Source organism: Methylobacterium sp. Leaf106 (assembly GCF_001422895.1).
Lineage (GTDB): Bacteria > Pseudomonadota > Alphaproteobacteria > Rhizobiales > Beijerinckiaceae > Methylobacterium > Methylobacterium bullatum.
Genome location: NZ_LMNB01000004.1, coordinates 46,686 through 59,223, shown reverse-complemented (window position 1 = coordinate 59,223; position 12,538 = coordinate 46,686). Strand labels below are relative to the sequence as shown.

At 68.6% G+C, this 12,538-nt stretch carries 11 protein-coding genes and 1 pseudogene; 6 read left to right on the top strand and 6 right to left on the bottom strand.

Features of this window, described 5'->3' with window-relative positions; genetic code table 11:
• Positions 1 to 13: 13 nt before the first annotated feature.
• Positions 14 to 1,033, bottom strand: a complete 1,020-nt coding sequence (locus ASF34_RS23365) for an AAA family ATPase (protein ID WP_244478906.1) — start codon at positions 1,031 to 1,033, stop codon at positions 14 to 16.
• A gap of 49 nt (positions 1,034 to 1,082) precedes the next feature.
• On the opposite strand from ASF34_RS23365, the gene ASF34_RS23605 reads away from it, so the two are divergent.
• Positions 1,083 to 1,217 carry a hypothetical protein gene (locus ASF34_RS23605; protein WP_274533745.1) on the top strand — a complete coding sequence of 45 codons (135 nt, stop codon included), beginning with the start codon at positions 1,083 to 1,085 and terminating at the stop codon, positions 1,215 to 1,217.
• Here ASF34_RS23605 and ASF34_RS23360 read toward each other — a convergent pair.
• Positions 1,170 to 1,448: pseudogene (locus tag ASF34_RS23360) on the bottom strand (AAA family ATPase); the annotation flags it as partial. The gene ASF34_RS23605 and the pseudogene ASF34_RS23360 sit on opposite strands and share 48 nt — an antisense overlap.
• Between ASF34_RS23360 and ASF34_RS23355 the strand changes: the two are divergent.
• Complete coding sequence (locus tag ASF34_RS23355; RefSeq protein WP_244478905.1) at positions 1,360 to 1,665, top strand: hypothetical protein; 306 nt, start codon at positions 1,360 to 1,362, stop codon at positions 1,663 to 1,665. The pseudogene ASF34_RS23360 and the gene ASF34_RS23355 overlap by 89 nt on opposite strands.
• Positions 1,666 to 1,949: 284 nt before the next feature.
• On the opposite strand, the gene ASF34_RS05785 is transcribed toward ASF34_RS23355, so the two are convergent.
• Positions 1,950 to 3,326 (bottom strand): AAA family ATPase, encoded by a 1,377-nt coding sequence (locus ASF34_RS05785; RefSeq protein WP_056159583.1) that lies wholly within the window; start codon positions 3,324 to 3,326, stop codon positions 1,950 to 1,952.
• Between the two features lie 3 nt (positions 3,327 to 3,329).
• A complete protein-coding gene (locus ASF34_RS05780; RefSeq protein WP_018043946.1) occupies positions 3,330 to 3,917 on the bottom strand; it encodes a hypothetical protein in 588 nt (195 codons plus the stop codon).
• Positions 3,918 to 4,314: 397 nt separating this feature from the next.
• Between ASF34_RS05780 and ASF34_RS05775 the strand changes: the two genes are divergently transcribed.
• Together ASF34_RS05775 and ASF34_RS05770 are read left to right on the top strand one after the other, a co-directional pair.
• Positions 4,315 to 4,935, top strand: coding sequence for a LuxR C-terminal-related transcriptional regulator (locus ASF34_RS05775; protein ID WP_274533744.1), 621 nt, complete (start codon positions 4,315 to 4,317; stop codon positions 4,933 to 4,935).
• 91 nt (positions 4,936 to 5,026) lie between these two features.
• On the top strand, positions 5,027 to 5,857 hold the full coding sequence (locus tag ASF34_RS05770; RefSeq protein ID WP_056159578.1) for a hypothetical protein: 831 nt from the start codon (positions 5,027 to 5,029) through the stop codon (positions 5,855 to 5,857).
• Here ASF34_RS05770 and ASF34_RS05765 read toward each other — a convergent pair.
• A complete protein-coding gene (locus ASF34_RS05765; RefSeq protein WP_056159574.1) occupies positions 5,848 to 6,330 on the bottom strand; it encodes a hypothetical protein in 483 nt (160 codons plus the stop codon). The genes ASF34_RS05770 and ASF34_RS05765 overlap by 10 nt on opposite strands.
• Before the next feature lie 40 nt (positions 6,331 to 6,370).
• On the bottom strand, positions 6,371 to 7,390 hold the full coding sequence (locus ASF34_RS05760) for a ribokinase (protein WP_200913211.1): 1,020 nt from the start codon (positions 7,388 to 7,390) through the stop codon (positions 6,371 to 6,373).
• A 139-nt stretch (positions 7,391 to 7,529) separates the two neighbouring features.
• On the opposite strand from ASF34_RS05760, the gene ASF34_RS05755 reads away from it, so the two are divergent.
• On the top strand, positions 7,530 to 8,225 hold the full coding sequence (locus ASF34_RS05755) for a GntR family transcriptional regulator (RefSeq protein ID WP_018043951.1): 696 nt from the start codon (positions 7,530 to 7,532) through the stop codon (positions 8,223 to 8,225).
• A gap of 386 nt (positions 8,226 to 8,611) precedes the next feature.
• On the top strand, positions 8,612 to 12,487 hold the full coding sequence (locus ASF34_RS23600; RefSeq protein ID WP_056159568.1) for a M10 family metallopeptidase C-terminal domain-containing protein: 3,876 nt from the start codon (positions 8,612 to 8,614) through the stop codon (positions 12,485 to 12,487).
• The last annotated feature ends 51 nt before the right edge of the window (positions 12,488 to 12,538 follow it).

Below are 12,538 nucleotides of genomic sequence, written 5' to 3'. Positions count from 1 at the left end.
GGATCTCATGCGCTCACGACGCCGTGGCGGAGGGCGCCGCGCCCCCGATGGCGCGCTCGACGTCGACGAGTTCGAACTGGCCGTGATCGCCCAGGGGATCGGCCGAGAGCCGCAGGGCCTGGGCCTCGCGCAGGCGCTCGAGGAGCGTGCGCATCTCGCGCGCGTTCGCCCAGTCGCGGCCTTGCGCGCGCCGCTCGATCCACGGGAGCAGCAGGGTCTCGAACCGGGCCGGCAGCCGGAACGATTGCCGGGTCGCCATCAGGCGCAGGATCTCGAGGAGGTCGTAGGGATCGTAGGCCGGGAACTCGATCGTCTTGGTGAAGCGGCCGGCAAGCCCCGGATTGGTGTCGATGAACCGGCTCATGTCCTCGGTGTAGCCGGCGACGATGACGATGATCCGGTCGCGGTTGTCCTCCATGAACTTCAGCAGGGTGTCGATCGCCTCCTTGCCGAAATCGCTGCCGCCACCGCCGCCGCCTGCGGCCAGGGTGTAGGCCTCGTCGATGAACAGGATGCCGTCGAGGGCCTCCTTGCAGCGCTCCAGGGTCCGCGCCGCGGTCTGCCCGACATAGCCCGCCACCAGCCCGGCGCGGTCGACCTCCACCACGTGGCCCTTCCGCAGGACGCCCAAAGCCTTGAAGATGTCGCCCATGATGCGCGCCACCTCGGTCTTGCCGACGCCGGGAGGACCGGTGAACACCATGTGCTGGCTCACCGCGCCGACCTCGATGCCCTCCGCGCGCCGCTTGGCATCCACCAGGACCCGCGCCACCACGGTCTTCACCTGCTGCTTGACCGGGGCGAGTCCGATCATCGCCTCGAGGCGGCCGATGACCCTGCGCGCCTCCTCCATGTCGATCGCGCCGGCGCCCTGGCTGCCGAGGGCGGCGGCGATGTCCGAGGGCTCGAACCGGTTGATGTCGCCGCCGGGATGGGCGGAGAGCCGCATCGCCTGGGCCTGGCGGGCCTTCTCCAGCACCGTGCGCATCTCGCGGGCATTGGCCCAATCCTCGGCGCGGGAGCGGGCGCTCACATAGGGGAGCAGCTCCTTCTGGAAGCCCTCCGGCAGGACGAAGCCCTGGTTGGCCGCCAGTGTCGATGAACCGGCGCATGTCGTTGGTGTAGCCGGCCACGATGACGATGATCCGGTCGCGGTTGTCCTCCATGAACTTCAGCAGGGTGTCGATCGCCTCCTTGCCGAAATCGCCGCCGCCTGACCCGCCGGGTGCCAGCGCGTAGGCCTCGTCGATGAACAGGATGCCGTCGAGGGCCTCCTTGCAGCGCTCCAGGGTCTTGATCGCGGTCTGGCCGGCATAGCCCGCCACCAGCCCGGCCCGGTCGACCTCGACGAGGTGTCCCTTGCGCAGCACCTTCAGCGCCTTGAAGACGCTGCCGAGCACCCGCGCCACCTCGGTCTTGCCGACGCCGGGGGGACCGGTGAAGACCATGTGCTGGCTCATGGCCGCCACGGGCAGGTTCTGGGCGCGGCGCTGCTGCTCCACCTGCATCCGGGCGATGACGCCCTTCACCTCCGCCTTCACCGGCGCGAGGCCGACCATGCCGTCCAGGGTCGCGAGCGCCGTGGCGAGGAGGTCCTTCTTCTCCACCGCCGCGCCGTCATCCTCGAACTGGATCGGACGGATCTTCCGGTTCGCCCTCTCCTGATCCATCGCGCGCCGCATGCCGGCGATCCGCGCCGGAATGTAGGTGGCGGCGAGCAGGCCGCCGACGATTCCCCCCAGGATCAGAACGTTGCGCAGCAGGGCCGAGGGTGTCGCCGCCAGGGGGGCGAGCACGTCCGGCCGCAGGGCGACCACCAGGGCGGTCGCGCCCAGCACGATGGCCAGGAAGAGGGCGGCGGGATGCTTGTCGAGGCGTTCCATGGATGTGACGTGCCTTGATGCGGGTCGGGCGCGGTACGTGTCGCGGTCCGGAATGGGCGCTGGCCCTCAGGCGTCCTCGCCGATCGCGAAGAGCAGGTCGACGATCTCCAGGCGGCGCATGTCGCCGCCCTCCAGGGCGACGCGGGCGGCCTGCGCCTCGCGGGCCTTTTCCAGGAGGGTGCGCATCTCGCGGGCGTTCGACCAGTCGTCGGAGCGGGAACGCTGGGCGAGCCATGGGGTCAGCGCCGCCTCGAATCCCTCGGGCAGCGCGAATTGCTGGCGGGCGGCCATGCGCCGGAGGATCTCGCAGAGCTCCTTCGGCTTGTAGGGCGGGAACTCGATGGTCTTGGTGAAGCGCCCGGCGAGACCCGGATTGGTGTCGATGAACCGGCGCATGTCGTTGGTGTAGCCGGCCACGATGACGATGATCCGGTCGCGGTTGTCCTCCATGAACTTCAGCAGGGTGTCGATCKCGCGGGCATTGGCCCAATCCTCGGCGCGGGAGCGGGCGCTCACATAGGGGAGCAGCTCCTTCTGGAAGCCCTCCGGCAGGACGAAGCCCTGGTTGGCCGCCATGCGCTGCAGGATCTCGGCGAGTTCCGGCGGGCTGTAGGGCGGGAACTCGATGGTCTTGGTGAAGCGGCTGGCGAGACCCGGATTGGTGTCGATGAACCGGCGCATGTCGTTGGTGTAGCCGGCCACGATGACGATGATCCGGTCGCGGTTGTCCTCCATGAACTTCAGCAGGGTGTCGATCGCTTCCTTGCCGAAATCGCCGCCGGCCCCGCCCGCGAGGGTGTAGGCCTCGTCGATGAAGAGCACCCCGTCGAGGGCCTCCTGGCACTTCTCCAGGGTCTTGGCGGCGGTCTGCCCGACATAGCCCGCCACCAGCCCGGCGCGGTCGACCTCCACGAGATGGCCCCGGCGCAGCACGTTCAGGGCGCGGAAGATCTCGCCGATCGCCCGGGCAACCTCGGTCTTGCCGACGCCGGGAGGGCCGGTGAAGATCATGTGCTGGCTGATCGCCGAGACCGGGAGGCCTTCCGCGCGGCGGCGCTGCTCCAGTTCGAGCCGGGCGATGAGGGCGTTGACCTCGCGCTTGACCGGCGCGAGGCCGACCATGCCCTCGAGCGTGGCGATGACCTCTTCCGGCGACCGCGCCTCGACGATGCGGCGCGGGGCGAAGAGCAGGCGCGGCAGGCTCAAGCCCCTGGCCGGTTGCCCCAGGCCCGCCTCGGCCCGCCGCGCGGCCGTGGCCGTCACCACGAGGCCGAGGGCGGCGAAGAGGGCGGCGGCCGACCCGATGGCGGCTTGCCAGCGCAATTCGCTTCCGGCGGCGTTCCACCATGCCACCGGCCCGTACTCCGTGCTCATCAGCAAAGGCGTCAGGATCGCGACGAGAAGTCCCGAGATGACGAACGGGATGATGGCGGATTTCGACATCGGTCAGCCTCCGCAGGGCTTGCTGGTGTTCCAGATGACGGGGATCCGCTGGACGCCGCCCGTCGTGTCGATCTTCAGGCCCGGCGTCAGCTCGAAGAAGACGTCCTTGGCCGCGCCCTCGACGACGATCTCTCCCTTGCCGACCTCATAGGGGGCGGGGAACGGGACCGCGATGTTGATCGGCCCCTCGGCGACGTTGAAGGCCGGCGAGAGGTAGTTGCCCGCCCGGATACGCACCACGCCGCCGGCATTCGCCGTCATCTTCGACAGGCGCATGTTGCCGAGGGGCGCGGTGCAGGCCTTGGCCTGACTGACGAGCTTCTCCTTCTCCTCCGGCACCAGGGTCTCGGCGGCCTTGTCGATCTCGCTCGTCTTGACGAGGTTCAGGGCCGGCCGCTCCACGGTCCCGGCCGTCTCCCCGCCGCCGCTCAGGAGCAGGAAACCCGCGATGGCGCCCGCCGCCACGACGCCGCCCGCGAGGGCGATGACGCTCGGAGAGAGGGCTGGCTTCGACGGGCCCGGTCCGGACGGGGCGGCCTTGCTCTCGGCGCCCTTAACCTGAGCCTGCGTCTGGTGCTCAGTATTCGACATTGATCCGGCCCTTTATCTTGACTGACTTAACCTATTCGCTGCTTTTTGTTGGATTTCGTCTTTCGCACGAACATCGCTCATCGCATGAATTAAAATTATTCTAAAAATTCTCGGCGAAGATGCGTTCGTTATTCGTTCGAGCTTCTATGCACCCGCCAAAAACCGGTCTACTAGTACACATGACCTATGGCCTTGGCCTTGACCCCTCCTGCCCCTTGCCTGGCACTAGAGCGCTCTCCGCCGAAGTGGATGCCGGTTCGGCGAAAAAGAGCGCGGCACAACAAAGGTCTAGAGATGTGCCCCGACCCAACGTGGTCGGGCGCAGCTCTAGGCAGCCAATCCGGTCGCATGGGGGCTCAAGTCCGATCTTGTGATCGGGAGTGGAGTGAGTGGAACGGTGAAAGAGACGATCATCGTCGCCGATGGCCATCCGCTGTTCCGCGCGGGGATGGTGCACATCGCCGAACGGCTCTACCCGGAAGCGCTCGTGCAGGAGGCCGCCACGCTGGAACAAGTTCTGGCGCTGTCGCGTGCGGGGCCGCCGCCGGAAATCGTCTTCCTCGACCCCGTGTTTTCCGGCCTCGATCCCCATCGCGCCATCGGTGCGCTGCGCGAGGAGGTTCCGAGGGCCTCGATCGTCGTCGTCTCGATGATCGAGGACGACGCCGTGATCCGCGCGGTCATGGCCGAGGGCGCCGACGGATTCATCCGCAAATCCCTGCCCGCGAAGGAGATCGCGCGGGCGATCTCGGCGATCCGCAATGGCGAATTCGTGATCCGGCGCGACCTCGCCTCGGGCCTCTCCGCGCCGCGCTCTCCCCTGCCGGCCCTGACGCAGCGCCAGCGCGACGTCCTGCGCCTCGTCGCCATGGGGCACACCAACAAGGAGATCGCCCGCGAACTGGACATCTCCCCGTTCACGGTCCGGGTCCACGTCTCTGCGCTCCTGCGGGCCCTCGACGTCACCTCCCGTTCCGCGGCCGCGGCGAAGGCGGCCGATGCCGGGGTGTGCGGGTGACCGGCCCCGGTCCCGGCCATCGTACATCTGTCCCGGTGTCGGACCGGCGGCGCCCGTGGCATTGCTCGGCCCCATGAGGCGATCGAAGGGCATGAAGCGATCGAAGGGACTGTACGGGCGTTCGGCCCGCGTGAGCGCGTCGGCGCTGCTGGCTCTGGCGGCCTCGGCCATCGGTGGTGTCTCCCCCGCCGCGGCCGATCCGGACCTCGTCGGGCCGCCCGAGGAGACGGTGCTGGCGGCGATCTGCGGGAATCCGGCGCGCACGGAGACCGGGACCTGCCGGATGAAGGACGGCCGCCCGGCGGCGTTCTGGCACGGGGCGATGATCCCCGCCGCCACCGGGACCTGGTTCACGGGCTTCGCGACGATGCCGGCGCCGGGTGAGGACGCGGACACGCCCAACCGGCGGACCGTCGCGGCGGCGACCTTCGCGTTCGAGGATTCACGCTGGCGCCTCAAGGGTGTGCAGACCGAGATCGGGCGCATCGGCACCGGCAACCGCAACGGGGACGCTCCGCAGGTGGACGAGGGGCTCGGGGCGGTGACCAGGGCCGTGAACCGGGTGCGCCTGGTGATGGGCCTGCGCCTCACCTCGTATGGAGCGGCGGGCGCGCGCAGCTTCTCGTTTCTCCTGCTGCAATTCAGCAAGGTGCCGCTGCGCTGGAGCGTGGCGGGGGAGGTCCCCGCCGGGTCCGACGAGACCGCCGCCTGCGATACCGATGACGGCGAGCCCTGCCGGATGGGCAAGAGCGAGGGCCGGCTCGAGATCCTGCCGGAGGAGTCGTTCAAGCCCCTCGCATGGCCTCCCGTCCGGGTCACCCTCACGGGCACGGTCCGTGGCGAGGACGGAAAGGTCCGTCCCGCGACGGACCGGGATGCCAGGACCTTCGCGTTCGACGAGGCGAAGGGCGCCTATCGCTGAGGCCGGGCGCCATCCTCATCCCGGAGGGCGCCCGTCGTCGCGCGGCGCGGCGCGATCAGCTGATCGAAGATCACGCGCTTGCCCGTTGTCCTGTAGCGCACGCCCATCGCCCGGCGACCGATGTTCAGGGCCTTGCCGGCCTCCACGAGCGCCATCAGCGTCTGGGGCAAGGCTGCGGCCGCCGTCATCACCCAGGCCACATCGGCGCCGTCGGGCCGGTCGAGGGGGGGCGGCTTGCCCGTCCGGGCGAAATCGCGGGCCTCCGCGTGGCTGTAGAGATGCCATCCGAGATAGCCGACGACCCGCCTGTCGTCGAAGGCGAAGAGCGCGTGGCCGCGGCGGATCTGGTCGTCCACGGTCTGTGTCAGGTCGCCGAAGCGGAAGCCGGAGAAGGGCGCGCGGCGGGCGAGGAAGTGAAGGGCGATCCCCAGCGTCGCATAGGATGGGTCCAGGGCACGGATCGTCACAGCCATGAATGTGCTCCTCGTCTTGCGCGCGCGAACGCGGTGCGGGTCAGGGTCTTGCGCAGGTCAGGGTCTTGCGCGGGTCATGGTCTTCGGCTCGTGGGGCCGCCGTCCCGGGCACGTGGGCGCGGAGGAAGGCCGTCACCTCCCCCGGATCGGGCAAGCCGTCGAGGATTCCGGCGCGGGTCACCATGAGGGCGCCGCAGGCCGCCGCCATCCGGCAACTCGCATCCCAGGGCCTGCCCGCCACGAGCCCGGCCGCGAGGCCGGCGGTGAAGGCGTCGCCGGCCCCCATCGTGTCGATGGCGGCCACCGGATAGGCCGGCTGATCGAGGATCGTCGTACCGCCGAGGACGATCCTCGCCCCGGCCGCGCCGAAGGTGATCGCCAGCGCCTCGACGCCGCGCGCGTGCAGCACCCGCCCGAGCTCCTCCGCCGCCGCGCGCAGAGTCCCGGTGCCGGCCTGACCGGGGCACAGGGATTCGAAAAGGGCCTCCGCCTCGGTCTCGTTCACCACGAGGATCGTGGTGGAGGCCAGAATTTCCGCCAAGGTCTCCGGCCTCGTCATCCGGAACGGCGACGGGTTGAGCAGGGTCGGGACGCCGGCGGCGCGGGCGATCGCGAAGGCTTCGGCGATGGGGCCGTCGCCGATCTCGAACTGCGCGAGCACCATCGCGGCGGAGACGATGCGCGCCGTTGCCGCCCGCACGGTCTCCTGCGACAGGAGCAGGTTGGCACCGGGATGGACCGCGAGGCAGTTCTCGCCATCGGCTCCGACGAAGCCGACGCCGATGCCGGTAGGGCCGGGATGGACCCGGATCATCGAGGCCGGCAGGCCCATCCGCACGAGTGCCGGCTCGGCCAGTGCCGCGAGATGGTCGGTGCCGACCGGGATCAGGCCGTCCACCTCCACGCCGAGGCGGCTGAGGCCGGCGGCGACGTTGAACCCCTTGCCGCCCGCCTCCCAGGCGACGGCGGAGGCCAGTAGCGATTCGCCGGGACGGGGAAGCCGGTCGACCCGGAACGTGCCCGCCGCGACGAAACTGCCGAGCACGAAGGCGCTTCCCATGTGGCCAGTCCCTCGCAAGGTCATATAAGGGAGGGAGTGTGACGCGCGCCCTGCCCGCCCTTCTTACGATGCCGCCGCATTGACCAGAACACAAAGCGTTTTCGCGAGCCTCCGCATCCAGAACGACACGGCTCTCCCGATGTATCGGCAACTGGAGCACCAGTTCCGGGCCATGATCACGGATGGTCTTCTTGCCGCCGGAGCCACCCTGCCCGCCGAGCGAAAGCTGGCCCTCGACCTCGGCATCAGCCGGAAGACCGTCCAGCAATGCTACGATGCCCTGCGCCAGCAGCGGCTGGTGAGCGCGCATGGCCGCAACGGCTACATCGTCGAGGACGGCTTCCGCCGCATCAAACCCGGCATGGAGCGCCTCAAGGGCTTCACCGAGGAGATGCAGGAACTGGGGCGCGTCCCCTCCACCCGCATCCTCGAACGGGCGGTGGGCGAGGACCGCTCCATCGCCTCGATCTTCGGCCTCTCCTCCACGGCCCGCTTCCTCCGGCTCGTGCGCGTCCGTCTCGGCGACGGCATCCCCCTGTCGGTGGAGAAGGCCTGGTACGATGTCGGCATCGCGCCCGGCCTCGCCGAGGCGGACCTGTCGGGCTCCATCTATGCCCGCCTCCTGGAATGCGGCGCGCCTCTCGTCGATTGCGAGCAGACCATCGAGGCGGCCTCTCCCGAGCCGCAGGAATGCGCGGTCTTCGGCTTTTCCGAACCGCTTCCCTGCCTGCTCATCAAGCGCCGTTCCTACGGCGCCGATGGCCGCATGATCGAGTATGTCGAAGGGCTCTTTCGCGGCGATTCCTACGCCTACCGCCTGCGCCTGCGGGCATAGGGCCTGATCCCGCGCGATCGGTAACCGCTCCCGGACAAGACGATCCGACGCCGACATCTCGACGCGCCGCCACGGTTGCGCTGTCCGTGAGGATGTCGCGGCGGCGGCGTTTCGACGACGGTCCGCCATTGCGGGAGCTGTGCCGGCATTTTCTGATTTTGGTACCATCGAAGGATACCATTTTCTGAAGCTTGCCATCGAATACTATCGCGATCACTATTTTGGTTCTGTTTTGGTAGCATCCATTACTTCTGCATGGTAGCGCTTGAGTCGGTCGGACGGACCGATTCGAGGGCGATGCTTCCAGGGCATCCACGCAAAGTTCTTCCTCTCGCGAGCCGTTGCATCGGCGCGCGGGCTCGGGGACTCACGGGAGAAATCGGGCGATGTGCATCCTGTGCAGCGATGAGCCGGGCTACGTGTCCCGGCATTGGATGTCCGGGCCGTCGGCGGGGAGCGCCTCGCTCGCGGCGGTGGCGGTCTCCGCCCCTCCCCCCGGCGATCTCGCCCGGGTCATCGACCAGCTCACCACCTCGTGGACCGTCCGCCCCGGCCAACCGCCTGAGGATGACGCCCGGACCTGGGCGGGGACGCAGCTGACCTACGCGATCCCCTCGACCTCGCCGCCGAGCAGCGTCACCACGGAATCCACCGGATTCAGGACGATGACCACGCTGATGGTCGACCGGGCCCGCGAAGCCTTCGAGCTCTGGGACGACCTGATCGCCATCGACCTCGTCGAGACCACCTCCGCGACCAACAACAACATCAGCTTCGCCTATAGCTCGGTCACCGACGGAGGCGGCAGCTATGCCGCCCCCACCCTGACTCAGGGGAATAACGGCGTCGACACGATCACCCAGCAGCGGATCTGGTTGAATTCGAGCTGGACGACCCACGATACCGATGCCGATATGTTCTATGGCGGCTACGGGGTCCAGACCTACGTCCACGAGATCGGCCACACCCTCGGCCTCTCGCATCCCGGCAAGTACAATGCCGGGTCCGGTGGATCGATCACGTATGACGGCAACGCCGAATACGCGCAGGACACGCGGAAATACACCGTCATGTCCTATTTCGACGCAAGTGAGGACGGGACCGGCGTCGATCATGTCGGCCGCAGTTTCAACGTGACCTACGGCGCGACGCCGCTCCTCGACGACATCGCGGCGATCCAGGCCAAGTACGGGGCCGATCCCAACACCCGGGTGGGCAACACGACCTACGGGTTCAACGCCAATGCGGGCCGCGGGGCCTTCGATTTCACCCTGAACACCGACCCCGTCATCGCGATCTACGATGCCGGGGGATACGACACCCTGGACGTGTCGGGATTTACCACGAACCAGTTGATCGATCTCGGCGCGGGCACCTTCTCCGACATCGGCAGCATGACCGACAACGTCGCCATCGCCCGGAACACGGTGATCGAGGCGGCGGTCGGCGGGTCGGGCAACGACACGATCTACGGCAATGCCAGCGGAAACACCCTGACGGGGAATGGGGGGAACGACCGGATCTACGGCTTCGGCGGTAGCGATACCCTCTCCGGGGGCGCCGGCAACGATATCCTCGATGGCGGGGCGGGGTTCGACTATGCCAGCTATGCCGGTTCGACGGCGGCCGTCACGGTGGACCTGTCGGTCGGCAAGGTGCTCGGCGGCTACGCCAACGGCGATACGATCACGGGGATCGAGGGCGTCTACGGGTCGGCCTACGCCGATACGCTCAGCGGCGCATCCACGACATCGAGCCTGTACGGCGGCGGCGGCGACGACAGGCTGCGGGGCCTGGGGGCGAACGACATCCTCTATGGCGAGGCCGGCAACGATACCCTGGTGGGGGGCGCCGGGGCGGATATCGTGTTCGGCGGCGACGGGTTCGACATCGCGGGGTTCGACGGCAGCGCCGGCGTCACGGTGAACCTGACCACCGGAAACCATGCCGGCGACGCCGCCGGTGACCTGTTCTCCTCGATCGAACGCTATACCGGCAGTAACTTCGACGACACCTTCGTCGGCGCGGCCTCGGCCGACGATTTCCTGGGACGCGGCGGCAACGACAGCCTCTCCGGCAACGGCGGCGCGGACAAGCTGGAGGGCGGCGCGGGCGCCGACAGGATCGACGGTGGCGACGGGATCGATACGGCGAGCTATGCGGGGTCGAGCGCCGGCGTCTATATCGACCTGTCCCTCGGCAAGGTGCTCTACGGCGATGCCAACGACGACACCCTCGTCAGCATCGAGAACCTGGAAGGCTCGGGCTACGACGACAACCTCGTCGGTAACGCCGCCGCCAACACGCTGAGCGGCCTCGCCGGAGACGACACCCTCGCCGGCGGCGAAGGGGCCGATTTCCTCGGGGGCGGCGACGGCAACGATATCCTGACGGGCGGTGCCGGGGCCGATTACATGACGGCCGGCGACGGCGTCGACTGGGCCTATTACAGCGACTCGAGTGCGGGCGTGACCGTGGACATCAGCGCCGGCAAGGTCGCCGGCATCGGCGGCAGCGCCGAGGGCGACGCCCTGGTGGATTTCGAGAACATCCTCGGCTCTGCCTTCGACGACAAGCTCTCCGGCAACGGCTTGGCCAACATCCTCAGCGGCGCCGCCGGGAACGACGCGCTCTACGGCTATGACGGCGACGATACCCTGCTCGGCGGCGCGGGCGCGGACAGGCTCGATGGCGGCGCCGGCTTCGACACCCTGGATTACGGCGCCTCCGCCGCCGGCGTGTCGGTCAACCTCTCCACCGGGGCCGTGAGCGGCGGCGACGCGGCGGGGGATGTCCTCGTCGGGATCGAGCGGGTGGCGGGATCGCGCTTCGCCGATACCCTGGTCGGGACGCTCGGGGTCGATCTCCTCGACGGGCGGGCCGGGGCCGACAGCCTGCAGGGGCTCGGCGGCGACGATGTGTATGTCGTCGACGACAGCGGCGATCTCGTCTTCGAGGTCGCGGGGGGCGGGGCCGATACGGTGCTCGCCGCCGTGAGCTACCGGCTCGCCGCCGGCCAATCCATCGAGACCCTGCGGACGATCCTCGACACCGGCACCGTCGCCATCGACCTCACCGGCAACGCGCTCGTCAACAAGCTCGTGGGCAATGACGGGGCCAATGTCCTCGATGGCGGGGCGGGCGCCGATACCCTCTATGGGCGGGCCGGCAACGACGTCTTCATCGTCTCGGCGGCGACCGACAAGGTGTTCGAATCCGCCGGCGACGGCATCGATACGGTGAGGGCCGCCGTGAGCTACGCGCTGGCCGCCGGCCAGTCCATCGAGACCCTGCGGACGATCCTCGACACCGGCACCGTCGCCATCGACCTCACCGGCAACGACTTCGTCAACAAGCTGGTGGGCAATGACGGGGCCAACCTCCTCGACGGCGGCGCCGGGGCCGACAGCCTGTACGGGCGGGCCGGCAACGACACGTTCATCGTCTCGGCGGCGACCGATAAGGTCTTCGAGGCGCTCGGCGACGGGATCGACACGGTGAGGGCGGCGGTCGATTACGTGCTCGCCGCCGGTCAATCCATCGAGACCCTGCGGACGATCCTCGACACCGCCACAACCGCCATCGACCTCACCGGCAACGACCTCGTCAACAAGCTCGTGGGCAATGACGGGGCCAACGTTCTCGACGGCGGCGCCGGGGCCGACAGCCTGTACGGGCGGGACGGGGACGACACGTTCATCGTCTCGGCGGCGACCGATAAAGTGTTCGAAGCGCTCAACGACGGTGCCGACACGGTGAGGGCGGCGGTCGATTATGGGCTGGCCGCCGGTCAATCCATCGAGACCTTGCGGACGGTGCGGGATGCCGGCACCGCCGCCATCGACCTGACGGGCAACGAATTCGCCAACAAGATCCTCGGCAACGACGGGCTCAACATCCTGTCCGGCGGCGATGGGGCCGATCTGCTCTATGGCAGAGGAGGCGCCGACACCTTCGTCTTCGACCGGCTCGGCGACAGCACCGTGTCCGGCGCCGGTCGGGACACGCTCAAGGATTTCAGCACGTCCCAGGGGGACCGGATCGACCTTCACCTCATCGATGCGGTCGCCGGCGGCGTGGTGAACCAGGCCTTCCGCTTCATCGAGGACGACGCGTTCACGATGAGGGCGGGCGAGCTTCGCTCCATCGTCTCAGGGAGCAATACCCTGGTGAGCGGCGATGTGAATGGCGATGCGAAGGCCGATTTCGCCATTCTCCTGAGCGGCACCTTTGCCCTCCAGACGGCGGATTTCATCCTGTAGTGTCGGCCTGACGAGCCGTCGAAGATGCGTCATGCATCGAGAAAACGGTCC